The following is a 25,129-nucleotide window of genomic DNA, read 5'->3' on the forward strand; positions in this document are numbered from 1 at the left end:
CACGTTCAACTTCGAGCTGCGCCAGCTTCGCAGAACGGATCCGGTCTTCGATGGTAAGCTGATCGCTGAACGGCAGCCTCCCCCTCGACCAGGTCCGTCACCTGGCGTCCGATCTCCTCGTGCTTGGTGACATTGCTGCGCGCCACCTCAAGCAGCCGGCGGTGCCGGACAACGTCAATGTAGGCTTCAGTGGCATTGAGCGCCATGGTCTCGGATGCATCGAGCAGACGGAAAATGCTCCCATCCACCCGGGCTGCATTCGCGTAGACCAGGTTAGACCGGCGGAAGCCATCGAACAGCACGATTTCGGCACGAACGCCCAGCTGATGCCGCGGTTTCGTCTCGCGGTTATCCGCCTCGGACAGTGAATTCACGTCGTCGACGCGCTGGTATCCCGTTTCCCCGGTGATGGTGACCGTCGGCAGATATTCACCGCGCAACTGCATCAGCTCGAAAGCTGCGGTTCGCATTTCCGCGTCGCTGGCCCGTACGGATGGGTTGGTCGTAACAGCAAAACGAACGGCATCGCGCAGGGTCTCCGCAGACGCGTTCCCCGCCAGAACCAGCGCCAGAAAACCGGCACAGCACACCCAGCTTAGCTTCTTCAACCAATTTCCCCCGAAGGGCAGAAATGCCCGGACACTAAAACAATGCCCTAACGTTAACCAACTGCCTGAAAAAAGCAATCTGCTGAAAATTCTGCTACTTAAGGTGGAAATCCGGACGCATCAGTCCGGACAAATCAGCCAGCACCCATCGTGAGCCAGATCCAGATCATGGCGATATAGGTCAGTTGATGCAGAGCTTGGTCCACACCGGATGCCCGCCAGTATCCGGCATCAGCCGGTGTCAGGTTCTGGTCAGAGGTATGACGCCCCTTCCACCAGTCGATGTGAAAATGTACAGCCCATTCGGCAAGCACCAGCGGCACAATGAAAGCAACCGGCGCGCCGATCAGCAGAAAAGCGATGAAGGATCCGGTGGCATGAACGCCCGCATGCAGAAACCGCCCCAGGTGCGCGTACTGGTCGCGCCCGTCCAGCATCATCCGCGTCTGGAGGAAGTAATCACCCAGCATGTGTTTGATCTGCAGCAAACACAGCAGCACCAGTAACACACCGTACGTTTCGCCCAAGACACGTCCTTCCACACACCAGATCGTTAACGGAGGTTAAATCCAGCGGACCCGACCTGTCTATCCGCCGTACACGCAATTTTACCTGTAACCGCTAATTTATCGTTATGGTGTGCCCGCCATGCACGTTTTAGGGGAAAACCGGCAAATGGCTCCCACCCGCCGGTTTCGGTCAGTCGCGGTAGAGAAGCGAATGGCCGTTCGAGAAAAGATGGACCTTTTCCGGCACTGCCGTCATGTGCAGCACCTTGCCCCGCACATCCGAATGGATACCCGGCAGTTTGCCAATAACGGCAGCCGCCTCCGGTCCCGCTTTGGCGAAATAGAGCTGTGTCACCTCGCCCAGGGCTTCGACAATTTCAACCGTGCCGGAGAACGCATAATTGTCATCATCTGTCGGCACCATATCCTCGGGCCGGATACCAACGTTCACCTTCATGCCCTTGTCGCTGTCGCGTGTGGGAATTGCCGCTGCAATCGTACCCTGCCCTGCATCAAGACGCACCTGCGTGGTTGCACCGGTTTCCACAATTTCACCCGACAACAGGTTCATGGCCGGCGAGCCGATAAACTGTGCCACAAATTCATTTTCCGGCTTCTCGTAGAGCTCCAGTGGCGTCCCGACCTGGGCAATACCTTTGTTGGCAAGCACCACAATCCGGCTCGCCAGGGTCATCGCCTCGACCTGATCGTGCGTCACGTAGATCATGGTCGAGTTCGGCATGCTTTCCTTGAGCTGCGCAATCTCAATCCGCGTGGCGACACGCAGGGACGCATCGAGGTTGGAAAGCGGTTCATCAAAGAGATAAACCTTCGGATCGCGAACAATCGAGCGTCCGATGGCCACCCTCTGTCTTTGCCCCCCGACAGTGCTTTGGGCAGTCGGTCCAGGTACTGGTCGAGCTGCAGCACTTTGGCCGCGCGGCTGACTGCCTCGTCGATCTCCTGCGGCGACTTCTTGGCGAGCTTGAGCGCAAAGGCCATGTTCTCGCGCACCGTCATGTGCGGGTAAAGCGCGTAGGACTGGAACACCATCGCGATCCCCCGCTGCGCCGGCGGCACATCGTTCATCCGGTCACCATCGATCAGCAGCTCTCCCGAGGTGATCTTCTCAAGCCCCGCGATCATGCGCAACAGGGTTGACTTACCGCAGCCGGACGGGCCAACGAACACGATCAGTTCACCGGTCTGAATATCCAGATTGATGTTCTTGAGTACCTCGACGGTCCCACCGTAGGCTTTGCCCACATCCGTCAGATTAAGATTTGCCATTGCTGTCCCTCCCGTTTCAGGCCTGCGCGTCCGACGCGATTGCAAACAGCGCCTGGTGCGGCGGCAAAATGATACCGTCCGCTGTCTCTGTGATTGAAAATGGTGCTCCGCGGTCCACGCTCCAGCTGCCCGTCGGCAGTGTCACGGGCTGTTCCTCGTCCGACAGATTAAAGCAGCAGAAGATGCGCGCGCCCTCATGTGTCCTCAGGAAACTCAGACGATTCTCGTCTGCATCGATCAGTTCGATGCTACCTTTCAGGATTGCAGGATGCGCTTTGCGGAATGCGAGCATGTCTTTGTAGAACTGCAGCGTAGATCCCTGGTCTGTCGCCTGTTCCTGTGCTGCTCGCTGCACGTGTTCCATCGCGACCGGCAACCACGGTTTTTCGTCCGAAAAGCCGCCGTTGCGGTTGTCGCGCGTCCAAGGGAATGGTGTGCGCGCCCCGTCGCGTCCTTTGAATTTGGGCCAGAAACGTTTGCCGTAAGGATCCTGCAGATCCTCGTAGGCCACATATGCCTCTGTCAGGCCAAGTTCCTCACCCTGATACAGACATACAGACCCCTTCAGGCTCATCAGCAGACCGGCATAAAGGCGCAGACGTGCCTCATCCATGTTCCAGCGTGTCGCGTGGCGCACAACGTCGTGGTTTGAATAGGCCCAGCAGGCCCAGCCTTCGGTCACGATACGGTTGAACCGTTCCAGAATGTCGCCGACATGCTCTCCGGTCGGATAGGCGTTGGCCAGAAACGCGAAGTCATAACACATGTGCAGCAGGTCATCGCCAGCGGTATAAGCCGCCTGAACTTCCATCCCGCGCTGGCTCTCGCCGACCTCCCCCACGGCCGTTGAGCCGGGGTATTCATCCAGCAGCGCCCGGAACCGCCGCAGGAAATCGAGGTTCTCGGGCTGCGACTTGTCGTAGAGATGGTCCTGGAAGTTATACGGGTTTACAGACGGTGCCGTATTGTCGTTACGCTCTTCCTCGGGCAGCGGCGGGTTATCCCGCAGCTCCCGGTCATGCACATAAAAGTTCACGGTATCGAGCCGGAAACCATCGACGCCCCGTTCCAGCCAGAAACGCGTGATATCCAGCAGTTCGTCCTGAACGTCCGGGTTGTGGAAGTTCAGATCCGGCTGTTCGGACAGAAAATTGTGCAGGTAATACTGCATCCGTTCGCCGTCCCATTCCCAGGCGGAGCCGCCAAAGATCGACAGCCAGTTGTTGGGCGGAGAGCCATCAGGTTTCGGATCGGCCCAGACATACCAGTCCGATTTCGCATTGTCGCGGGACGTGCGGCTCTCACGGAACCAGGGATGCTGGTCACTGGTGTGGCTGAGCACCAGGTCAATGATCACCCGAACACCCAGCTGGTGCGCCCGTTCGATCAGCGCATCAAAGTCCCCCAGCGTGCCGAACATCGGATCCACATCGCGGTAATCGGACACGTCATATCCGAAATCCAGCATCGGAGAGCGGAAGAATGGCGAAATCCAGATCGCATCCACACCTAGCTCCGCCACATAGGGCAACCGGTGGATGATGCCCGACAGATCGCCGATACCATCGCCGTTGCTGTCCTGAAAGCTGCGCGGATAGATCTGGTAGATCGCAGCCCCACGCCACCAGTCGGTGTCATCAGAGAGCGCGTTTGCAGGCATGGCCACAGTGTCCATCTTACTCATTTAAAGAGACTTTCATTACTTGACGGAGCCGGCCAGAAGACCGCGCACCAGATAGCGTTGCATCGTGAAGAAAACGGCCAGAGGCACGGCGATAGAGATAAACGCCGCCCCGGCAAGGATACCCCAGTCACCGCCTCTTGAGCCCAGCAGGTCATCGGCAATTTTTACCGTCATAACCCAGGATTCAGAGTTGGACGGCAGGAATACCTTGGCCACCAGAAGGTCGTTCCACACCCAAAGGAATTGGAAGATGGCAAAGGAGGCCAGCGCCGGGAAGCTCAGGGGCAGCACGATCTTGGTGAAGACCTGGAAATCCGTGGCCCCGTCGACCTTGGCGGATTCGATGATATCCCGCGGCAGCCCCACCATGTAGTTGCGCAAAAGGTAAATCGCGAGCGGCAGCCCGAAGCCGGTGTGTGCCAGCCAGATGCCCAGAAAGCTCTGCCCGATGCCAACCTTGTTGTGCAGCTGCAGCAGCGGCACGAGCGCCAGCTGCAGAGGCACAACGAGCAGCCCAACCACCATCGCAATCAGGAAACCGCGCCCCCGGAAGTCCATCCACGCAAGCGCATAGGCCGCAAAAGCCGCAATCAGGATCGGAATGATGGTCGCGGGGATCGTCACCGTGAACGTGTTGATAAAGGCGACGTCCATCCCATTGGAAAAGAGAATGGTGCGGTAATTGTTGAGGGAAAAGTCGGGCGGTGTCGCACTCGAGTAATAAACGTTCGGATCGCGTTTGATTTCTTTTGGGTTCTTGTAGATGAAGTCGCCGTTGGATTGCACAACAAGTGTGCGGTCGCGCCGCAGATCGGCTGTTTCGCCCGGCTCATATGCCGTGGGTGCTGACCGCATGCCGCCAAAGCGCAGAACTTCGCCCTCGCCGCCCGAGAAGATGTTCCCCTCAATGACAAAGAAATCGCCGTCTTTGCGGGCTTCTTCGGCCGGAATACTGGCCTGGAAGTTCTGCTCTACGGCAAAGGGCGACAGCCACCAGCCGGACGCCGAAATCTGATCCCGGTCACGGAAGGATGAAACCAGCAGACCGACAGTCGGGATAAGCCAGAGCACCACGAGCAGCACAACAGAGATCTGAACCGCCCAGGTGAGAGATGATTTTGTTCCTGCAATATTGTCCATTGTTGCCTCTCCTCTCAGCGCATCTCAGCGCGGGCCTGGCGGATGTTCCAGATCATCACGGGCAGGACGATTATCATGATCACGAAGGCCACCGCCGTGGCGCGGCCATCGTCGCGGAACATGTAGGACATCATGTAGCTGGGCAGGATTTCAGTGCCGAAGTTGCCGCCGGTCATCGTGTAGACAATGTCGAAAACCTTGAGCACGAGAATGGTGATCGTCGTCCAGACAACCACGATTGTTCCCATGATCTGCGGCACCTTGATTTTGAAGAAGACCTGGAAAGGGTTCGCGCCGTCGATGATAGCGGCCTCGACCGTTTCCTCGGGAATGCCGCGCAGCGCCGCAGACAGGATCACCATGGCGAAGCCCGTCTGAATCCAGATCAGGATAAACATCAGGAAAAAGTTGTTCCAGAAACGGACCTGAAGCACATCCAGCGGCTCGTCAGCACCGAAAAAGTCCCGCAGCGCATTGATCAGACCGATATCTGCGTTGTTGGCATAAACGAATTTCCAGATCAGCGACGCGCCCACAAAAGAGATCGCCATGGGCATGAAAATCAGTGACTTGGCGATGTTGCCCCACTTCAGCCGGTCGGTCAGCTGTGCGACCAGAAGACCGAGGAAGGTGGCCGAGGCCGGCACGAAGAGCACCCAGAGGAAATTGTTGAACAGCGCAATCTGAAAGCCATCGTCGGAGAACATAACGGCGTAGTTGCCAAATCCGATGAACTCTTCGCCGGAACGGTTGTAAAGCGACCGCCAGAAAGAGCCTACAACCGGATAGACCAGATAGAGACCCAGGGCAGCCATCGCCGGAAACAGAAAGAGCCAGGGACGCACAAGGTTTGCACGATTGATATTCTGCCCGGGGTTTTCCGCACGTGGCGGGAAAATCACCTTGTCCAGAATAAGATTGGACAGAAAAAAGTACCCGACGCAGCCGCCGACACCAATGAAAATTGTCAGAATACCCTGAACCAGCGGCGACATAGCATCCCTCCCAAGACGGAATGTACCCTGTTGAAAATGCCCCGGCGCATCATGCGCCGGGGATGTTGGCGTCAGCCGGAATTACTGGATTGCGTCCCAGCGTTCCTGGATGCCTTTGGCCACATCTTCGGCGCTTGCACCGGTGGTGTAATCCACCATGCCTGTCCAGAATGCGCCCGCGCCGATTTCGCCCGGCATCAGGTCAGATGCATCGAAGCGGAACGTGGTTGCGTTCAGCAGGATTTCACCCTGCGCACGCAGGCTGTCGCTTGCGTATGTGGCAGGGTTCACGCCCTTGTGCGGCGTCAGGAAACCACCCTGTGCCATCCAGAGTTCATGGCTGACGGGCAGCTGCAGGAACTCGATCATGGCGTTGGTTGCCTCAGACGGATTGGTGATCGCAAAGAGCGCACCAGCGCCGAGAACCGGCTTGCCCAGATCCTTTTCTTCGTAGGCCGGGAAGTAGAAGAAATCCACGTCCTCACCCACTTCGGTTCCTTCCGGGAAGAAGGCCGGGATGAAGGATGCCTGACGGTGCATGTAGCAGCTGGGCGGGATCGCAAAGAGACCAGCCGGGCTGTCGCGGAAGTCAGTGTTGGCAACTGCCGAAGCACCGCCGTCCACGTAGTCATCGTTCAGCGCAAAGTAGCCGAACTCTTCCATCGCCGCGATGATCGCAGGATCGTCGAACTTCATCTCGTTGGACACCCACTGGTCATAGACCGCCGGCGGCTGCGTGCGCAGCATCATTTCCTCGACCCAGTCGGTTGCCGGCCAGCCGGTCGCCGCACCGGAACCCAGACCGATACACCACGGTGTACCTCCGTCCTCGACGATCAGGTCGGTCAGCTCCTTGAGCTCTTCCATTGTCTCCGGGATGTCGTACCCCGCCTCGTCAAAGGCGATCGGCGAGTACCAGACGAGCGACTTCACGTCGACGCGGTAGAACAGGCCGTACGTCTGATCATTGCCGTCCGCATCCGCGTAGGTGCCCAGGTCAACCCAGGACTGGCCCGCGGCGTAGTTATCCGCGATCCATTCGGCGGAACCTTCAGGCAGCGGGCTCAGCAGGCCCTGGCTTGCCAGGTCAGCGGCAAGACCCGGCTGCGGGAATGCGGCAAGGTTAGGGGCCGATCCGGAGCGGGCCGAGATCACAATGTCCTGCTCGAAGCTGTCAGAGCCTGAGTAGTTCACGGTCGCGCCTGTGGCGGACTCAAAGTATGAGAAGACCGCGTCGACTTTTTCTTTTTCGTTACCGGTCCATGCGCCGGTGATCTCGACGGTTTGCCCGGACAGATCGTATTTTTCAGCAAACGCGGTGTAGCTGTCCCACGTGAAATCGCCTTCGCCCACTGCGAACGGCTGATGCCCGTCCGCATGCGCCATTCCTGCGAAAAGAGCCAGCGCTGCTGCGCCGGCGTAATAGCGTGCCGTCATGATTTTCTCCCGTTGCAGCGCCCTTCAGGCGGCGCCTTAGTGCTCATTATTTAAGCGCTCAGAATCACCTCAAAGCGCTTTGAATAACGAAAACGTGCAGCAACTGGTCCGGTCTGTCAACTCAGGGATGAAAAAACAGAAGGTTTTGAATCGCGATTGAGTTTAGGCGCTAACATATGTTGGATTCTTCTTTGACGTGGCCCGGCTCTCTGCCTAGGGTCGGTCGGAAATTGAGTCCAGAAGCGGGATACCGGGGATGAATCTCAAGGAACTGTCAGAGCGGCTCGATCTGTCGCCGACCACGGTCAGCCGTGCGCTGAACGGATACCCGGAGGTAAACGAAGCGACGCGGCGCCGGGTGACAGAGGCTGCCAAACGCTACAACTACCGCCCCAGTGCACGCGCCCTGTCGCTTGCTACGGGCCGGTCGATGTCCATCGGGCACATCGTTCCGTTCTCAAAGCAGAACGAGATCGTGAACATCGTTTTTGCGGATTTTATTGCCGGCGCCGGCGAAGTTTATTCCCTTAATGGCTACGACATGACCCTGTCGGTTGTGCGGGACGAGGATGAGTTTGAAACCTACCGCAGGCTTGCGGAGACCGGCAGCGTGGACGGCATGATCGTTCAGTCGCCGGTGTGCGATGACCCGCGCATTCCGCATCTGGCGCAGCTGAATGTGCCATTTCTGGTGCATGGCCGGGCCTCAGATATCGAGACCCCCTATTCATGGATGGACGTGAACAACACACGTGCGCTGGACGTACTGACAGAGCATCTGCTGGATCTTGGCCACCGCCGCATCGGTTTCATCAACGGACAGGAAAAGATGGACTTCGCACAACGCCGCCGCAAAGGGTACCTGCGCGCGCTTGAAAAAGCCGGCATCCGCCCGGACCCGGAGCTGATGCACTCCGGTGAGATGAGCGAGCAGAACGGGCATGCATCCGCAAGTGCGATGCTGGATCTTGACGCACCGCCCACGGCCTTTGTCACCTCTTCTGTCGTACCCGCCCTCGGGATCAGACGGGCGGTCACCGCACGGGGTCTGCAGCTTGGGCGTGACATTTCAGTCGCCTGTTTTGACGACGATATTTCCTATCTCACCAACGGTGGTGACCGGCCAGAATTTACTGCGGTGCGGTCTTCTGTGCGGGATGCGGGCCGCCGCTGCGCCCAGATGCTGATTGACCAGATACGTGCGCCTGACGCACCACCGACCCACGACCTGTGGGAAGCAGAACTGGTCATTGGCCAGTCGACCGGCCCCTGCCCCGAAAGGCACAGTTCATGAAATTCAGCCGTTCCGATTTTCCGCCCGGTTTCCGGTTTGCGGCGGCCACATCGAGCTATCAGATTGAAGGCCACGGATTTGGCGGTGCCGGCCGGACGCACTGGGACACCTTTGCTGCGACACCGGGGAATGTTGTCCGCGCGGAACATGGCATGACAGCCTGCGACCACTACCACCGCTGGGAAGAAGATCTGGACCTGATGCAGGCGATGGGTCTTGACGCCTATCGGTTTTCGACCAGCTGGGCCCGTGTGATGCCTGAGGGCCGGGGCCCGGTGAACGCTGAAGGCCTCGATTTCTACGACCGGCTTGTGGACGGGATGCTGGACCGTGGTCTGGCGCCTATGGCAACGCTCTATCACTGGGAACTGCCTGCGGCGCTGGCTGATCTGGGCGGATGGCGCAATCCCGATATCAGCCACTGGCTGGCTGATTTCGCGACTGTCGTCATGGAGCGGATCGGCGATCGGGTGTTCAGTGTCGCCCCGATCAATGAACCCTGGTGCGTCGCCTGGCTGTCGCATTTTCTGGGACTGCAGGCACCCGGTCTGCGGGACATCAGCGCGGCTGCCCATGCGATGCACCATGTGCTGACCGCGCACGGACGCTGCGTGCAGGCCATGCGCGCGCTTAATGTGAAAAACATCGGCGCCGTGTGCAACTTCGAGCATGTGCATGCCGCTGATGACAGCCTGGAGGCACAGCGTGCTGCCGCGACCTATGAGGCGACCTATAACCGGTTTTTCGTGGGCGGTCTGTTTCGCGGAAGCTACCCGGATGAGGTCATGGAAGGCATCGAGCCCTACATGCCAAAAGGCTGGCAGGACGATTTTGACCTGATCGGGCAACCGCTCGACTGGTTTGGGATAAACTATTACACCTGCAAGAGAATTGCTCCCGACAGCGGCGCCTGGCCCTCGCTGCAGGAGGTGCCGGGGCCGCTGCCAAAAACCCAGATGGGCTGGGAGATCGAACCTGATGGACTGGAATATATCCTGACCTGGTTGCAGCAGAATTACACCGGCGCACTGCCCGTTTACATTACGGAAAACGGTATGGCGAACGCCGATACCCTGGGCCGCCCGGATACCGAACGGATGGATTATCTGGACAGCCACCTGGCCGCTGCCCGCAGGGCCATTGACCGGGGCGTTCCGCTGGCCGGGTACACATTCTGGTCACTCATGGACAATTATGAATGGTCGCTTGGGTACGAAAAACGTTTTGGCATGGTGCATGTGGATTTTGAAACGCTGGAACGCACGCCCAAGGCGTCTTACCACGCCGTGGCCGAAGCACTGCGCCGCTGATCAGGGTGTAAACCATGCCGGTACGCCAAAGGGCGGTGTGTCGACGGATGCGCCGGTAAGGCTTTCCAGAAACGCCACGATTTCACGGATCTGCTGATCTTCAAGGGTCACCTTCGCTTCGGGAACAACTGCCGCCTGACGCGCCATCTCGAGGCGATCGTTTTGGATGACGAAATCCACAGGCGCCAGCCATGGGATCGCCGGCAGGGCTGCATCGTCGCGGGTCCAGCGGGCGCGCGCGGCCTGTGGGTCAATATGGTGCCGTATCGCCGCTTCCAGCGTCGGCCAGGCGCCGTTGTGACCATAAGGAGCGGTCAGCGCGACGTTGCGCAGCATCGGCGTGCGAAACGCATACGCGTCTTCCAGCCGGTTGCTTTCGCCCATCCGGCCCACGTCACGGGCGTAAGGGTCAAAAACCCGGGTCCGGCCCGGCCCGAAGGCGGGCAGCCCCAGGGCGTGGAACGCCTGATCAGACATCAGCGCTCCGGAATGACAGGTACTGCATCCGGCCTCGCCATAAAACAGCACCATGCCGGCCTGCTGGCCGGGCGTCAGTGCCTCGGTGTCTCCTGCCAGGTACCTGTCAAAGGGACTGTCATAGCTGGTCCACTCAAGGGCCATGAACGCCGCCAGCGCATTGGCGATCTCTACGATGGTGACGTCTTCAGGGGCATCAATATGATCGAAGGCCGCCACGAAACGCGCACCGTAGTCGTCTTTGGTGCGGACGCGTTTGGCCAGGATCGGCCATGCGTAATCAATCCGGTCATGCACGGCCCCGATGACCTCGTTTTCGCCAGGATTGCCGGCCATTTCGAACTGTGCCACCAGCGGAAACACCGCCTGAGCGGCGAGCAGCGAATTAAACCCGGTGGGCAGCCATTCCTCGGCCGGGGAATTGAAACCGTTGCCATAGATGTCCGAAATGCTGAGACGGCCATCGTGGAACATCACCGTCAGATCGCGCGCACCGAGGTTCCACAGGCCAGGCGCGTTGCGGGGGATACGCTTGCGAACGCGGTCCGCGCCGGTGCCCGGGGTGCGGTCAGGCCCCAGTCCCTGGCCGCCCTCGCCGATACCAAGGCTCAGTCCGTCGCCCGTCCCTAGGTCAGGATGATGACAATGCGCGCAGGAGATATTGCGGTTGCCGGAAAGCACCGTATCGTAAAAGAGAGAATGACCAAGCGCTGCCTGTTCCGGATCGAACCGGATGAAGTCAGCCTCGGTCAACGGTGGCGGCAGATCGCCTGCAAAGGCCGCTGAAGCAAACAGGGAGAACACCAGACCATGCGCGCAATGCTTTTTGCCCTGAGCCTTCTGGCCACACCCGTGCTGGCCGAGATCGAAGGCGCGCGGGATATGATGGAGGAAGGCCGCTTTGAGGAGGCTTACGAGGCACTCTGGCCCGCGGCGCGCTCCGGCAATGCGGATGCCGAGGAGCTGATCGGCGTCATGTATGCGATGGGCCTTGGCGTACCACGCGACGACCAGCGGGCCTTTGAGTGGTACCTGCGGTCCGCGATGAAAGGGCACCCCGGCGCGCAGTCCGGCATCGGCTGGTACTACGAGATCGGTCGTGGCATGCCGGCGCCTGATCTGGTCCGCGCCTACATGTGGTACACGCTCAGCGCGATCGGCGGTGACCCCGACGCAGCGATCAGTCTTGAAGAAGTCGTGAAAAAGATGACGTCGGAAGAGATTGAGAAGGCGCATATTCTCGTGGCAGATTACAAGGTCTGGATGTACCCGTTCCGGTAAGGCAGGTGAGGCGGCCCGTGACCGCCCCGACCGTTATCAGTTCAGGTCAGCGTCGCGCGCTGCGTTCACGTCGGCTTCCGCCTCTGCGACAGCTGCGGTCAGCGCGTCAAAGATCTCTTCGCCGCGTCCAACGTTGCCTTTGAACCAGTCAAACACCGGTGCCGCGCCTTCTTTGAAGGCTGCCTTCTGCTCAGGTGTCGGCACATAGAGGTCACCGCCTTCGGCCACGAACTGCTCGTAAGCTGCGATAGATTTACGCTTCGGGCTGGCGAATGTTGCCTGCTGCAGTGCGTAGAAACCATCCACAACGACGCGGCGCATGTCTTCGGGCATGGAGGCGAACTTTTCGTTGTTCATCCACCACAGCGCACCCATGTAGGCATGGCCGTCCAGGGTGACATACTTCAGACCCGCATCCGGGAATTTCATGCCCATGATGTCGGTGATGCCGTTCTTGGATCCCTCAACAACGCCTGTCTGGAACGAGGTGAAGAGCTCAGGCCACGGGATCGGCGTCGGAGCAGCTCCCAGCGCCTTGACCAGTTCCTGCGGCAGGTCGGCCACAACAGTACGGATCTTCAGACCTTCCATGTCCGCTGGCTCCGCCACGCGGCGCTTGGTGTTGGCAAAGTTGCGCCAGCCACCGGTGTTGCCGATGGTCATCAGACGGATTGCACCACCGGAGTCTTCCAGCGCCATTTCACGCATTTTGCGGGTGAAATCACCCGACAGCACGTGCTCGGCAATGCGATCGTCCGCCATCAGATAGGGCAGATCGAGAACCTGCACATACGGGAAAATGCCCGAGGCACCGCCGGAGGTGGACACGTAGACGTCGATGGTGCCGTCGGCGACACCCTGCAGACACTCAGCACCGTTGCCGCAAAGCTGCGTTCCGATGAAAAGCTCAACTTCGATGGCGCCGTTGGAGGCTGCCTCGACGTAGTTTTTGAACACCACCAGACCGTCATAGTCTTCGTCGTTCTCATTGGAGTTTGCAGTCGCACGGATCTGGAAGTCCGCGGCTGCAGCTGTCATCGCCGACCCGGCCAGCATGGCCGCTACTGTCAGCGATTTCAGGGTTGTTCTGATCATGTAATATCCTCCCATTGGATTTTGATTTTGCTCAGTTCGCGAAGCCCGTCAGACGCGGGATCGTCATGGAAAGCGGCTCGAAATATGTGATCAGGAAGATCACAACGATTTCAACAGCCAGGAAAGGCAGAATTGCCTTGGAAATCGCCTCTACCCGTTCACCGGAAACAGATGAGGCCACAAAAAGCACCAGCCCCATCGGTGGTGTTGCCAGACCGACGGTCAGGTTCACGCTCATGATGATAGCAAAGTGGATCGGATCCACGCCCAGCTCAACAAAAATCGGGCCCAGAATAGGTCCCAGAATGATGATCGCCGGGCCTGCATCGAGGAACATGCCCACAACAAAAAGCAGCAGGTTGATCAGCAGCAGCAGGATCAGCGGGTTGGATGTCAGCGACAGCACAAACTCGGCCATCGCCTCGGGCGCATGGCTCAGGCTGACAACCGTTTTGAACGCCATCGCAGCCCCGACCAGCAGCAGCACCACCGCCGATGTCAGGCCTGAGCGGCCCAGCACCTCGGGCAGATCGCTGAGTTTGAGGGTCCGCATGACAAAGAGGCCGATAAAGAGCGCGTAGGCCACCGCAACTGCCGCCGCTTCGGTCGGTGTGAAGACACCGGCGAGGATACCGCCGAGGATAATGACAGGCGTCATAAGCGGGAAAAAGGCTTTGAGGCTCGCCTGCCCGCGTTCACCCCAGCTGTGTTTCTTGGTAGCAACCGGGAAGTCGTACTTATCCGCCTGAAGTTTGACCATGAGCATCAGGCCAAGGCCGACCATGATCCCGGGGACAATGCCCGCCAGGAACAGCGCCGCAACACTCTCGCCCATTACATAGGCATAGATGATCATGATCCCCGACGGCGGAATAATCGGACCGATGACCGAGCTTGCGGCGGTGATCGCGGCGGCGAATTTGCGCGTGTACCCCTGTTTTTCCATCGCGGGGATCAACATGGAACCAAGCGCCGAGGTATCGGCAACCGCAGAACCTGACAGACCGGCGAAAAGCATGGAGCTGAGGATGTTCACATGCGCCAGCCCACCCCGGAAGTGACCCATCATCGCCTGGCTGAATTCCACCAGACGCATGGTGATGCCACCACGGTTCATCAGCTCTCCGGCGAGCATGAAGAACGGGATCGCCATCAGTGGAAAACTGTCCATCCCGTTGTAAACATTGCGGTACAGCAGCGTGATGTCTTTTTCCTGGCCGTTCAGATACAGCAGGATGCCGGGCGCCGCGAGAAGTCCGAACACAACCGGCAGGCCGATCATCAGTAAGACGAGAAAGAGCGGGAGGAACCAGACCAGCATTATTCAGCTCCCACCTGTTCTTCAAGCGACACAGGAGGCAGCTGATCGCCGCCCCCCAGCATCCGCACCAGCGCACGCAGGATCAGTTCGACGTTCACGGAGATCAGCAGCACCACCCCAACCAGCAAAGACGCCATCATCCAGCTGCGGGGGACGCGGAACCAGTTCTCGAAACTCATGTCGGTGGGCAGGTAGAGCGACGCGGTGGCAAAGCGCCCCGCGAAACCGGTCACTTCGGACCAGCCAATCTGCACAGCGACAATCAGCACCAGCAGGCTCATGAACAGCAACAGGAGCGACAAGAGTGCACCGACCGCTTTGGGCAGCAGCCGGACCAGCGTATCAATCGAGACAAACCCACCGCGGCGAAATGCGGTGGGGGCCATCAGACCTGTCATCCACAGCATGCAGAACCGCGCGGCCTCATCGGGCCAGGGCAGCGCATTGTTGAGTGCGTAACGATAAAACACCTGGATCAGAATCGCCGCCACCATGACGGCGACAGCGACAATGCCAATAGCCCGGCCAACCGCCAGAACGGCCTCGTTGACCAGCCGGAGCGGTGTCATTACCGCCAGCAGTGCACCCATAAGGCGCCTCCTCCCTGTTGCCCGGGTTTTCCCCGGATCAGATTGCGGGTTTTCCCCGCGGTACCATTGGCGCGTCTTCAGACGTCTTTGTCAAACTGTCCGAAGCCTCCCTGGCAAAAAATCAGCGCGTCCCCCTCCCGGAGCGCGGCCGCATGGACCCGGGCAACGACGATCGAATGGTCGCCCGCATCATGGATATCCTGTGTTTCGCATTCAAACCGCGCCAGGCAATCACCCAGAAGCGGCACCCCCTGCCGGTTCACCGCAACGTCCAGACCGTCAAACGCCGTGCCGGACTTTGCGAATCCCATCGCGATATGGGCGTGTTCTGCGCCCATGACATGAATGGCAAAGTGCTTTGCCCCGATGAAGTGCTCATAGCGCCCGGATGACTTGGCCGGACACCACAGGATCAGGGCAGGATCAAGCGAGACGCTGGAGAAGGAATTGACGGTCATGCCGATGGGGCCATCGTCCGTCATCGCCGTGATCACGGTCACGCCCGTTGCAAAGCGCCCGAAAGCATTACGCAGATCCCGCGCCGTTGCTGCGTCAGGCACAAACTGCTGCATCTGCGTCATCTGAAGCGATCCGTCAGCCATCATGGCACCTCATATCCGTTGGCCGCCTCATAAAGCTCAAACCAGGTCTGGCGGTCCATTTCAACTTTGAACGCATCACTGAATGTGGCGATGCGCGACAGTGTGTTTGTTCCCATGACCGGCAGGATGCCCGCCGGGTGGGCCAGCAGCCAGGCCACCGCAACGGCTGCACGGTCAACGCCCTGCGCTGCCGCAACCGCATCCATCCGCGTCGCCAGATCGCCGGCTTCCGTCATCAGGCTGCCGCCGCCCAGCGGCGACCACGCCATCGGTTTAATGCCGTGCATCTGCAGATGCGCAAGATCACCATTTGTGTAGCTGTCCCGCGCGCCGAGGCTCAGCTCGATCTGGTTTGTGACCAGCTTGTTGGTCATTGCCGACTGCAGCAGGTCCCAGTCCCAGGGCCGGAAATTCGAAACACCAGCATTCCGGATTTTGCCGCTGGCGATCAGCGCATCCAGTGCGCCGCCTGTCTCGGACGCATCCATCATCGGATCAGGCCGGTGGATGAGCAGCAGATCGATGTGGTCAATACCCATATACGCGAGCGACGCTTCCACCGATGCGGTGATATGCGCCGCCGATGTGTCGTAGTATTTCACACGCCGGTCCGAATATTTGCCAATCGGCGCGACGATATCGCATTTGGTTACAATCTCGAGCTGATCTCGCAGACCGGGACTTTGCTTCAGGCAGGCACCAAGCACTTCTTCTGCCACATAGCCGCCGTAGATGTCGGCCTGGTCCATGGTTGTGATCCCCTGCTCCAGGCAGGCATCGATCTTGGCACGCACGTGCGCGGGCGAGGTGTCGCTGTCATCCGCGATCCGCCACATACCGTACACGATACGGCTCATGTCGAGACTGTCGGACAGTTTTATACGGGGCATTTTCATCGGCGTTCTCCCGCGGCCAGCGGTGTATCCGGTGCGCTTGCCGGCACACGGCCATAGGCTTCCGGCAACGAGCATGTTTTGAGATGCGGCATAACCAGACGGCCAAAGTGCTCCGCCTCTTCGATGTGCGGATAACCAGAGAAGATAAAGGCGCGCATGCCCATTTTCTGGTAGTTTTCAATCTCGCTCAGCACCTGATCGGCTGATCCGACAAGAGCTGCACCGCAGCCCGAGCGGGCCCGGCCGACGCCTGTCCACAGATGTGGCTCAATGTATCCGAACTCATCCGCGATATCGCGGTTCGCGGATTGGTGCGAGACGCCCAGAGACGTCGAGATCCAGCGCGCGTTCGCGGATTTTGCGCCCATATTCATCGTCCAGCCTGGATACGATGTAGTCGGCGTATTCCTTGGCTTCGGCCTCGGTATCCCGCACAATCATGTGCACGCGCAGACCATAATCCAGCGTGCGCCCCTTTTCCGCAGCGCGCGCATTCACGGCCGTCATCCGCTCCGCCAGCTGATCTTTGGGCTCGGGCCACATCAGATAGACGTCACAGTGCTCCGCACAAAGGTCGAGCGCATCCGGCGAGTACCCCCCGAAATAAAGCAGCGGGCCACCTGTCTGATAAGGGCGCACCGGGTCGGTTGTGAGGCCGGAGAAGTTATAGACCTCGCCCGAATGGTTGATCTCATCGCGGCTCCAGGCCTGCTTGAGGATCTCGACCACCTCGCGTGAACGCTGATACCGGTAGGGGCTTGGCTCTTTCTGACCCGGGAAATCCGAACTGATGATATTCACCGTCAGACGGCCTTTGAGCATATGATCCAGTGTCGCAATGGTACGCGCCAGCATGATGGGCTGCATCTCGCCACAGCGCACAGCGGCCAGCAGGTTGATCTTTTCGGTGATCGGCGCACAGCCTGCCACGAAACTCAGCGTATCCTGCCCGACCTGATAGGACGACGGGCACAGAATATTGCGGAAGCCCTGCGCTTCGGCCGTTTTCACGATGTCCGAACAATGCGCCCAGCTTGAGCGCAGATCGCCGTCGGGCACGCCCAGAAACTGGTAATCGTCAGAGCAGAGTGCTGAAAACCATGACACCTCAGCGGCATCAAGATCGGCAGATGTGACCGGCACAATCGTCATTGGTGTTCCCTGTAAAAGACCTTCGGTTTCTTCTTGCATAGCATCCGTTTCATGGTAGATCAATCGTGTATCAATTCTGATGGTCGCCGCATAAACCCATGCCCCCCGCGCCGGAAAATCCAGGGCCTCTGCCCCGATATGTACAGCTCGCTGAGCTGCTTATCCGTGACATTGACACGGGCCGGCTGATGGATGGCGAACGCCTGCCGCCCGAACGCAGGATGGCGGCCGATCTGCGCACATCCGTGGGCACACTGCGCAAAGCGCTGCGCGTGATGGAAGAAAAGGGTCTGCTGCGCCGGGTTCAGGGCTCAGGCAACTATATCCAGCGCAAAAGCGGGCCCGGCGGCACCTACGCGATGTTCCGCCTTGAACTGCTCGATGGCGGTGGCCTGCCGCGTGCAGTCGTTATGGACGTCACGACGCTTGAAAAACCGTCCGACCTGCCGGACTTCGGGACGTCCGCGCGCGCCACCCGGATACGGCGCGAACGTTTTCTCAATGATACAGCAATTGCGGTCGAGGAGATCTGGCTCGACGCCGGCATGGGGGAACTGAGCCGCGACATGCTCTCCGATTCGCTCTACCAGACCTACCTCAGGCGACTGGGGTTCTGGGTCACCCGCGCCGAAGACAGAGTCACCATCGGCTCACTTCCGGACTGGACACCGGAGAGATTCGGGCGCAAAGGCGCGCCCTGCGGATACATCGAACGCTACTCCTGGGCCGACCGGCCGGGAGCCATCGAATTTTCACGCACCTGGTTCGACCCCACGCGGGCCAGCTATGTGCAGCGCCTGAGATAGGAAGACGACCAAATGAGCACTCCCACCCGTTACGGCATCATCGGCTGCGGCATGATGGGCCAGGAGCACATCCGCAACATCGCGCTGCTGCCGGATACGGAAGTCAGTGTGATTTTTGAGCCCGATGCCGGAATGCGCGAAGAGGCTGCGAAACTGGCGCCCGGCGTTCAGTTCGCGGAATCAGTTGCGGAACTGCTGACACAGGACACACCTGACTGTCTGGTGATCGCCAGCCCGAACCACTGCCACGCCGCACAGATCAGCGAGATTGCAGCCATCCGCCCCCTGCCCCTGCTGGTTGAGAAGCCGCTTCTGGCAGACCCGGATGACATCGCGCCCCTGCAGAAGGTGGTTGCGGACTATCCCGCGCCGGTCTGGGTCGCGATGGAATACCGTTATATGCCGCCGATTTCCGCCCTGTTGCTGGCGGCACCACAGGTGACCGGGGGCATCCATATGCTTAGCATCCGCGAGCACCGCTTTCCGTTTCTGGAAAAGGTCGGTGACTGGAACAGGTTCAACGCAAATACCGGCGGTACCTTTGTTGAAAAATGCTGTCATTTCTTTGACCTGATGCGCCTTGCGACCGGATCGGAGCCGGTGCGCGTGATGGCGAGTGCTGCGCAGTCGGTCAATCATCTCGACGAAACCTATGATGGGAAAACGCCTGATATCATCGACAACGGCTATGTGATTGTTGACTTTGCGTCGGGCGCCCGCGCTATGCTGGAGCTGTGTATGTTCGCAGAGGGCGCACGCTATCAGGAAGAGATTTCAGCCGTCGGCCCCGAAGGCCGCGTCGAGGCCTTTGTCCCCGGACCAGGCCGCTTCTGGCCGGAGGATCTGGGTCCGGCCCCCACCCCGCTGCTGGAAGTCAGCCCGCGCCATCCCAAACGGCCTGAAATCCGTGAGGTTCCGGTTGACCCTGAGTTGCTGGCTGCCGGCGATCACAATGGGTCCACCTACTATCAGCACCGCGGTTTTCTTGAACTGCTGCGCGGAGAACGCGACGCGCCAGATGTATCCTTTGCCGACGGGCTGATGGCCGTGCGCATGGGGCTGGCCGCCCAGAAATCAGCCGAGACAGGCCAGGCCGTTTCCATCGACCCTGTCTGAGCCGGGATCAGGGGGCTATCAGCGTAACGCCCGGTATGCGCCCGATCTCGAACACGTCCTCTTCATAGGCGGCGGTCATATCGGCGATCAGGTCTGCGTGCCATCCGGGCATGTCAATGACCTCATCTATTTCGTCCTCGCGCGCGAATTTTTCGAGAAAGACGACCATGACACGACGCATCTGAATTTCGGTCAGTTCCGGACGGGTGCTGATGTAGTCGCGGAACTGTTGCTGACCCTCCGGCTCCATGATTTCCTCGAACAGATCAAAAGCGCCGGTGACAGCATCGCCGTGATTCAGCCCGGCTATTTCACGGATCACCTGCCCCCAGATAATCGGAGCATCCTCGTTACACCAAACTAAAATCTCCGCCCCGCGCGCGGCTTCCTTCATGCGCAGCAGTGTATCTGACCACCGGATCACGCGGGGATCATAGCCATCCGTAAAATCGGCCGCGTCCCCGCCCGGTCCCGCATGAAATAGTGCGGGCAGCAACGTCGCCGGATTGCGCAGCGCCATATGAAATTCCAGCTCATCCTGCGCGAAGATGTCGGACAGAGCTGCGACACGCGCTGCGGCTTTCGGATAAAGAATGCCGTCACAGAGCGCCGTGGCGGTCTCTCCGAAGATATGAGGATGAGACAACAGGATGCGCTCGGCTCTGTCCCCTTCCAGTATAGCGTCCAGCAGGAGGCCCCGGGCATCAGGTGCGGCAGGTGCCTGTTCCATCGCGTCAAGCATGCCCGTCAGCAGTTTGCGGTAGCGCCCGGGTCCGGGCACGGCAACCCCGTCAGGGACCAGACTGCCTTTGTTGCGCAGGAGACATTTCATGACGCGGTCTTCCTGGGTGAAGTGCGCGCCCGTGTGGAAAACCAGGTGCATTGGCGTCCGGGATCCATAGAGTTTCAGTGTTCCGAGGCTAACCCGACCCTGCCGCGCATTCAAACCTTATCGACCGGAGAAATTTCTCGTATTTCCCCTCTTGCACCAAAGCCACAAACTGACTAAACGACCGCGCAGTGCCCCTATAGCTCAGCTGGTAGAGCAACTGATTTGTAATCAGTAGGTCCGCGGTTCGAGTCCGTGTGGGGGCACCATTTCCAACCTCCAACAGCAATCGAATTCTGTTACCGCATCCCGGACGTTCGTACTGTGCTGCCTTTGTCGCGCTTACCCAACTATCCCGCGTGGCTATACACGAAACGGAATCCCGTCTGCCCGACCCGTCAGACCAGCTTACGCTGCTTTTGCTGCAGAAATGTCTGTGGCCGGTTGTTCTGGCCGGAACTGCCGCAACCATTGGGCCGCGTATTCTGCTCTGTGCCCGGTGAAGGAACTGCCTGAGCCGGTATCGGCGCCCGAAGGCTCTGCATCCAGCAACAGTTGCAGACGGTGGGCCCAGGCTTCCGGCGAAAGCGTCTTCTCCAGCCGGATGAGCGGGCTTTCCTGGTCCGCCAGCCCGTCAACGTCGGACGCAAGGACGCGGCGCCTAGCGGCCTGAGCTTCCTGCGCGACAATACCAAAAGCCTCCCACCGTGACGGCATCGCAACGATTTGGGTCTCGCCAAGGGCGGTAGCCGGATCGCCGCAATGCCCCCTGAAAGAAATCCGTGGATCGCCCTGCGCCAGCTTTTCAAGGACAGGCCTTTCACCGCCCTCTCCAAAAATGACCAGCCGGACATCGTCACCCCGCACGAGACGGAACGCTTCGATCAGAACGTCAAAGCCCTTTTGCGGCTCAAGACGCCCGAATGCACCGACCACCCGACCGCCAGGATCGGGAGCCTCAAGCGCTCCGAATTCCGACAAATCGACCTGGGGGCGCAGCACGCTCAGCGCATCGTTACGCACGAGACCGCGCTGGAGCAGCCAGTCTGCCTGGCCCCTGCTGACGGAAATCACACCATCAAACAGCGCATATGACGTGCGCAGCATGGTGTAAAACCTTGCCTTGTGCCGTACATTCAGCGCGGTAAAAGCACGCGTGTAACTGTGTTCAGTATGAAGCAGGTGCGCGCCCGGGTTGAGCGCCCGCAAGCTCATCACGGCTGGCAAAGTCCGCCAGCTGAGCGCAAGATGCGACACAATTACATCAGCGTTCTGCCGCCCCAGAGAAAGGGTTGACTTGCTGACCACCCGGACGGTCTGGTGTACATGGCCGTGCAGTTCAGGCAGCGTCAGCAGATGATCCAGCATCCGCATGACGCCGCCGGGTGTGGTATCGTCGACCAGATGAACGATGCGAAGAGTTGTCATTGAAGTGTCCTTTCTCCGGTACGGGCACGTTCCGCGAGGAACTTTGCAACACAGGCAACAGGTTTGTGGCCTGCAAGCCTGAGGATCGCGGCGGCACCAAGGGTTGTGAGCGTTTTTGCAGGCTCATGAACAAGCGGGTGACGTGAGCAGTTCCACGACTGAAGGGCCATGTCCCATGCGGTATCGCCATCGAACGAACTGACGGCGCGCCGTGCGAGATACCTGAACTGGTAAGCGCGGGCCGCGTTTTCGTAGCGTGCGAAAAACGCCGGATTGCGTGGCCTGAGCCTGGCGATCATCCGTTCCCAGGAGGCCAGTTGTCTGTCTGTGGCCGCAGAAAGCCCTCCGGGCGCAATGCGGTACCTGGTCAGCAGGCCAGGCACCCCCTCAAACTGCCAGTCTGTTGTCAGCATCATGCGCATCCAGCATTCGATATCTTCCGATTGCCGGAATGTTTCATCAAACACCCAGTCATGGGTTTTCTCAAATCCCGGACGCCAGGCGATGTCCTCCAGCGCTTCGCGTCGCACAACGGCTGCAGAGCCATTCCCTACCGGATTCCGCAGCAGAATATGCGCCATTGAAACGCCTTTGAGTTTTGGTTTCTGCGAGACCCCCGCAGGGCGCGAGCGGATGTCGATCAGCTCCGATCCTGAATAGCTCAGACCAACATCAGGTGACCGGTCGAGGTGGCGCACGTGTGTTGCGAGCTTCTCAGGCATCCACAGATCGTCAGCATCACAAAACCCGATGTATTTCCCACGGGCTGCCGCAATACCTGCGTTGCGTGCCCCGGCAAGGCCGCGATTGGATTGCGAAACAAGCCGGACGCGCGGGCCCGTTGCAAAGGCGTTTGCTACGTCCAGTGTGTCGTCTGCAGACCCATCATTAACGATGATGATCTCATAATCCCTGAAGGACTGAGAGAGCAGCGAGGCCATTGTTTCAGGGAGCGTCTGAGCAGCATTAAACGCAGGTACGATGATTGAGGCTACAGGCATGGGAAATTCCTTCTCTCAGCTGGAAAAAAGTGTCTGGCGCAGCGACCGGGGCAGAACCGGTGCCGCAAGGGCGGCCAGCGTGGTCATGCCGCCGCGCCGCAGAGGATGCAGAAAGGCTGATGCGTCACAGGACAGGCCGGCGCGTGTGAACTGAAGCGCCTCAAAGCGCCCGGCACTCACTCTGAGCGCGCGGCGGGCCAGATAGCGCAGATAGATGGCATTCTGCGCGGGCGTCGGCTCGAAACCGAACCGGCGGGCACAGGCAATCGCCTGCTCGCGCCCTGCCCGCATCGCATCAAGGTTGGAGGACAGCCCGCTCGGGTTGGTGCGGTACCAGACATGAAGCCTGTCCACCGCATCGATGCGGTAGCCCAGGCCTGCAAACCTGATCAGAAACTCCAGATCCTCGTTATGTACCATGCGGCGGTCAAAGCCTCCTGCACTGTGAAATGCAGCTTTCTGAAGTGTCAGGTTGGACAGGGTGCAGACCGGGTTTTCCCCAAGCAGGTCCAGAACTGTGAGTGGCTGGTCACGCACCGCAGACTGCGTGGCTCCTGGCGCGGGGGCATCGGTGAAAAACGCGATACGTCCGTAAAGCGCCTCTGCCGCCCCCGCCGCAAAAGTCCGGTCGAGATCAGACAGACGGTCCGGGGTCCAGAGATCATCAGCATCGCAGAAGGACAGGTAGTCCCCGCGCGCCAGCGAGGCGCCATAATTCCGGGCGTCGCTGGGACCGGCACCGGTGTTTTGAACCAGCCTGAAACGGGAATCTGCTGCGGCGTGCCGGGCAATGATCTCAGCGCTTTCATCTGTCGATGCATCGTCGACACAGATCGCTTCCCAATTGGTGAAACTCTGGGCACTGAGGCTCGCCAGTGTGGCTGGCAGGGTTTCGGCTGAGTTGTGAAATGGCAGAATGACGGAAAAACGTGGCATATCAGGAAATCCTCTTCAGGATCAGTGTCTGGCGGGGAAGCAGCCAGAGGCTGGCGCCGAGCATGATGGTGGTGGAAACGGCCAGATACCCCTGAGCGACGGCCATCAGACCGAATGGCGCGAGGATCGCAACATTCACGGTGAGGCAGACAGCCAGCGCACCGCTTACAAGCAATTCCTGTACCGGCCGGTTTTCGGCACGCAGCCATCCGGCAGTTGCCGACCAGACAACTGTGGGCAATGCAGCAAGACACAGGACGGACACCACAGGTGCCGCAGACTGCCAGTCAGCCCCCAGAAGCAGGGGAACATATACTGGAGCAAGCGCCGCCTGCAGAACAACCAGTGGAGCGACCAGCAGGATGCAGTGACCCAGACCGTGCCTCAGCGCGCCCAGCCGGTCCTGCGCGGCGCAAAGATGCGGGAAAAGGACAACAGAAAAGGCCTGCGTGAATGATGTGGCGAGCCCCAGACCGGCATTGAAGGCCATAAAGTAGAAACCCAGCGCCTCTGCCCCGAGCAACGCTCCGACCACCAGTTTATCCGCCTGCATCCGCCCGACCTTGACCAGTTCGGTGCCAAGCACAGCCCAACCATAGGACCAGAAGGGCCGCAGGGGCGCGCAGCCTTTTTCCGGCCGGGCCTGCCATGGGCGCAGGCGGCGCATAAGGATGAGCCAGATTGGCGCGGCAAGCACCCGCGGCAGGACCATTGCAGCGGGCGACGGCCAGAGGAGTGCGAGGCACGCCGTCATCAGATTGGCTCCTGTCACCTGGGCACCTGCAATCGCGGCCGTCTGATGCAGCTTGCCTTCCCGCATTGCCAGCGCTGCCTGTACCAGTCCGCCGGGCATGAACAGATATTCCAGCGACAGGATGCCCAGCAGACAGGAGGTTGTTGTGTAACCGCCCGCGAAAAGGACCAGTGCGATCAGGGCCTGCAGGGAAAAGAGGCCGAAACACCAGGCCCGGAAAATGCGCCGCGCCGTGTTGCAGGTCTCTTCCAGTTCGTTGTCCGGGGCTGCAATGATCCGCTGCCCGACACCATTTTCGGTCAGAGCCTTAAGGATGTCGCCTGTGGCCAGCGCCGCAGCAGCGATCCCGATGGCGCCCGCGTCAAGTGTACGCGCCACAACAACAACCACGAGCAGCCGGGACACCTTTCCCGCCGCTTCACTCACGGCATAGGACAGCATCTGGGCGGCAAAACCGTTGTTCTTTGTAAAATCCGTTACTCTCACGTCAGCAATCCGTCTGAATTCGGTTGCCACGGTCTTACAGGGAGCAGCAGCGGCCTGTCCCGCTCCCTCCCGGAGAGGGTCCGGGGCCGTTT

22 protein-coding genes, 1 tRNA gene and 2 pseudogenes are annotated in these 25,129 nt (G+C 59.6%); 6 read left to right on the plus strand and 19 right to left on the minus strand.

Features of this window, described 5'->3' with window-relative positions; translation table 11 throughout:
• Positions 1 to 5: 5 nt before the first annotated feature.
• The 7 genes and pseudogenes from ACZ1HA_RS09570 to ACZ1HA_RS09600 form a co-directional block, all read right to left on the minus strand.
• A complete protein-coding gene (locus ACZ1HA_RS09570; protein WP_472713681.1) occupies positions 6 to 608 on the minus strand; it encodes a TolC family protein in 603 nt (200 codons plus the stop codon).
• A 134-nt stretch (positions 609 to 742) separates the two neighbouring features.
• Complete coding sequence (locus ACZ1HA_RS09575; protein ID WP_375230726.1) at positions 743 to 1,135, minus strand: DUF3307 domain-containing protein; 393 nt, start codon at positions 1,133 to 1,135, stop codon at positions 743 to 745.
• 172 nt (positions 1,136 to 1,307) lie between these two features.
• Positions 1,308 to 2,407, minus strand: a pseudogene (locus tag ACZ1HA_RS09580) (ABC transporter ATP-binding protein).
• 16 nt (positions 2,408 to 2,423) lie between these two features.
• Positions 2,424 to 4,082: an alpha-glucosidase family protein gene (locus tag ACZ1HA_RS09585; RefSeq protein WP_472715310.1), complete on the minus strand. Its 1,659-nt coding sequence runs from the start codon at positions 4,080 to 4,082 to the stop codon at positions 2,424 to 2,426.
• A gap of 24 nt (positions 4,083 to 4,106) precedes the next feature.
• Positions 4,107 to 5,231 (minus strand): carbohydrate ABC transporter permease, encoded by a 1,125-nt coding sequence (locus ACZ1HA_RS09590; RefSeq protein ID WP_375230725.1) that lies wholly within the window; start codon positions 5,229 to 5,231, stop codon positions 4,107 to 4,109.
• Between the two features lie 14 nt (positions 5,232 to 5,245).
• Positions 5,246 to 6,226 carry a carbohydrate ABC transporter permease gene (locus ACZ1HA_RS09595; protein WP_436399195.1) on the minus strand — a complete coding sequence of 327 codons (981 nt, stop codon included), beginning with the start codon at positions 6,224 to 6,226 and terminating at the stop codon, positions 5,246 to 5,248.
• Positions 6,227 to 6,307: 81 nt separating this feature from the next.
• Positions 6,308 to 7,663, minus strand: coding sequence for an ABC transporter substrate-binding protein (locus ACZ1HA_RS09600; protein ID WP_472713682.1), 1,356 nt, complete (start codon positions 7,661 to 7,663; stop codon positions 6,308 to 6,310).
• A 256-nt stretch (positions 7,664 to 7,919) separates the two neighbouring features.
• On the opposite strand from ACZ1HA_RS09600, the gene ACZ1HA_RS09605 reads away from it, so the two are divergent.
• Both ACZ1HA_RS09605 and ACZ1HA_RS09610 read left to right on the plus strand, forming a co-directional pair.
• Positions 7,920 to 8,957 (plus strand): LacI family DNA-binding transcriptional regulator, encoded by a 1,038-nt coding sequence (locus ACZ1HA_RS09605; RefSeq protein WP_472713683.1) that lies wholly within the window; start codon positions 7,920 to 7,922, stop codon positions 8,955 to 8,957.
• Positions 8,954 to 10,267: a GH1 family beta-glucosidase gene (locus ACZ1HA_RS09610; RefSeq protein ID WP_472713684.1), complete on the plus strand. Its 1,314-nt coding sequence runs from the start codon at positions 8,954 to 8,956 to the stop codon at positions 10,265 to 10,267. The genes ACZ1HA_RS09605 and ACZ1HA_RS09610 overlap by 4 nt, the downstream gene beginning before the upstream one ends.
• Here ACZ1HA_RS09610 and ACZ1HA_RS09615 read toward each other — a convergent pair whose 3' ends face one another.
• Positions 10,268 to 11,539, minus strand: a complete 1,272-nt coding sequence (locus ACZ1HA_RS09615) for a cytochrome-c peroxidase (protein ID WP_472715311.1) — start codon at positions 11,537 to 11,539, stop codon at positions 10,268 to 10,270. It abuts the gene before it with no gap.
• Between the two features lie 15 nt (positions 11,540 to 11,554).
• On the opposite strand from ACZ1HA_RS09615, the gene ACZ1HA_RS09620 reads away from it, so the two are divergent.
• Positions 11,555 to 12,025 (plus strand): tetratricopeptide repeat protein, encoded by a 471-nt coding sequence (locus tag ACZ1HA_RS09620; protein ID WP_375230720.1) that lies wholly within the window; start codon positions 11,555 to 11,557, stop codon positions 12,023 to 12,025.
• Positions 12,026 to 12,061: 36 nt separating this feature from the next.
• On the opposite strand, the gene ACZ1HA_RS09625 is transcribed toward ACZ1HA_RS09620, so the two are convergent.
• The 6 genes and pseudogenes from ACZ1HA_RS09625 to ACZ1HA_RS09650 all read right to left on the minus strand — a co-directional run bounded on the left by ACZ1HA_RS09625 (position 12,062) and on the right by ACZ1HA_RS09650 (position 17,681).
• Complete coding sequence (locus ACZ1HA_RS09625) at positions 12,062 to 13,120, minus strand: TRAP transporter substrate-binding protein (protein WP_375230719.1); 1,059 nt, start codon at positions 13,118 to 13,120, stop codon at positions 12,062 to 12,064.
• A gap of 31 nt (positions 13,121 to 13,151) precedes the next feature.
• The gene (locus ACZ1HA_RS09630) at positions 13,152 to 14,441 is read right to left on the minus strand and encodes a TRAP transporter large permease (RefSeq protein WP_472713685.1); all 1,290 of its coding nucleotides are present in this window, start codon (positions 14,439 to 14,441) and stop codon (positions 13,152 to 13,154) included.
• Positions 14,441 to 15,031 carry a TRAP transporter small permease gene (locus ACZ1HA_RS09635; protein WP_472713686.1) on the minus strand — a complete coding sequence of 197 codons (591 nt, stop codon included), beginning with the start codon at positions 15,029 to 15,031 and terminating at the stop codon, positions 14,441 to 14,443. The genes ACZ1HA_RS09630 and ACZ1HA_RS09635 overlap by 1 nt, the downstream gene beginning before the upstream one ends.
• 77 nt (positions 15,032 to 15,108) lie before the next feature.
• Positions 15,109 to 15,633, minus strand: coding sequence for a flavin reductase family protein (locus tag ACZ1HA_RS09640; protein WP_472715312.1), 525 nt, complete (start codon positions 15,631 to 15,633; stop codon positions 15,109 to 15,111).
• Positions 15,633 to 16,523 (minus strand): aldo/keto reductase, encoded by an 891-nt coding sequence (locus ACZ1HA_RS09645; RefSeq protein WP_472715313.1) that lies wholly within the window; start codon positions 16,521 to 16,523, stop codon positions 15,633 to 15,635. Before ACZ1HA_RS09645 ends, ACZ1HA_RS09640 begins: the two co-directional genes overlap by 1 nt.
• A 2-nt stretch (positions 16,524 to 16,525) precedes the next feature.
• Positions 16,526 to 17,681, minus strand: a pseudogene (locus ACZ1HA_RS09650) (LLM class flavin-dependent oxidoreductase).
• 98 nt (positions 17,682 to 17,779) lie between these two features.
• Between ACZ1HA_RS09650 and ACZ1HA_RS09655 the strand changes: the two are divergent.
• Together ACZ1HA_RS09655 and ACZ1HA_RS09660 are read left to right on the plus strand one after the other, a co-directional pair.
• Positions 17,780 to 18,487 carry a GntR family transcriptional regulator gene (locus tag ACZ1HA_RS09655; RefSeq protein ID WP_472713687.1) on the plus strand — a complete coding sequence of 236 codons (708 nt, stop codon included), beginning with the start codon at positions 17,780 to 17,782 and terminating at the stop codon, positions 18,485 to 18,487.
• A gap of 12 nt (positions 18,488 to 18,499) precedes the next feature.
• Complete coding sequence (locus ACZ1HA_RS09660) at positions 18,500 to 19,603, plus strand: Gfo/Idh/MocA family protein (RefSeq protein ID WP_472713688.1); 1,104 nt, start codon at positions 18,500 to 18,502, stop codon at positions 19,601 to 19,603.
• Between the two features lie 7 nt (positions 19,604 to 19,610).
• On the opposite strand, the gene ACZ1HA_RS09665 is transcribed toward ACZ1HA_RS09660, so the two are convergent.
• Positions 19,611 to 20,435, minus strand: a complete 825-nt coding sequence (locus ACZ1HA_RS09665; RefSeq protein WP_472713689.1) for a hypothetical protein — start codon at positions 20,433 to 20,435, stop codon at positions 19,611 to 19,613.
• 190 nt (positions 20,436 to 20,625) lie between these two features.
• On the opposite strand from ACZ1HA_RS09665, the gene ACZ1HA_RS09670 reads away from it, so the two are divergent.
• Positions 20,626 to 20,701, plus strand: a tRNA-Thr gene (locus ACZ1HA_RS09670).
• A 139-nt stretch (positions 20,702 to 20,840) separates the two neighbouring features.
• On the opposite strand, the gene ACZ1HA_RS09675 is transcribed toward ACZ1HA_RS09670, so the two are convergent.
• Genes ACZ1HA_RS09675 through ACZ1HA_RS09690 form a run of 4 tightly spaced genes read right to left on the minus strand, consistent with a single transcriptional unit; the run spans position 20,841 to position 25,037 of the window.
• Positions 20,841 to 21,860, minus strand: coding sequence for a glycosyltransferase family 4 protein (locus ACZ1HA_RS09675; RefSeq protein WP_472713690.1), 1,020 nt, complete (start codon positions 21,858 to 21,860; stop codon positions 20,841 to 20,843).
• Positions 21,857 to 22,861 carry a glycosyltransferase family 2 protein gene (locus ACZ1HA_RS09680; protein WP_472713691.1) on the minus strand — a complete coding sequence of 335 codons (1,005 nt, stop codon included), beginning with the start codon at positions 22,859 to 22,861 and terminating at the stop codon, positions 21,857 to 21,859. Before ACZ1HA_RS09680 ends, ACZ1HA_RS09675 begins: the two co-directional genes overlap by 4 nt.
• 15 nt (positions 22,862 to 22,876) lie before the next feature.
• On the minus strand, positions 22,877 to 23,797 hold the full coding sequence (locus tag ACZ1HA_RS09685; RefSeq protein WP_472713692.1) for a glycosyltransferase family 2 protein: 921 nt from the start codon (positions 23,795 to 23,797) through the stop codon (positions 22,877 to 22,879).
• Position 23,798: 1 nt separating this feature from the next.
• A complete protein-coding gene (locus ACZ1HA_RS09690; protein WP_472713693.1) occupies positions 23,799 to 25,037 on the minus strand; it encodes an oligosaccharide flippase family protein in 1,239 nt (412 codons plus the stop codon).
• Positions 25,038 to 25,129 lie beyond the last annotated feature (92 nt).

It is taken from the genome of Roseobacter sp. S87 (genome assembly GCF_055693285.1).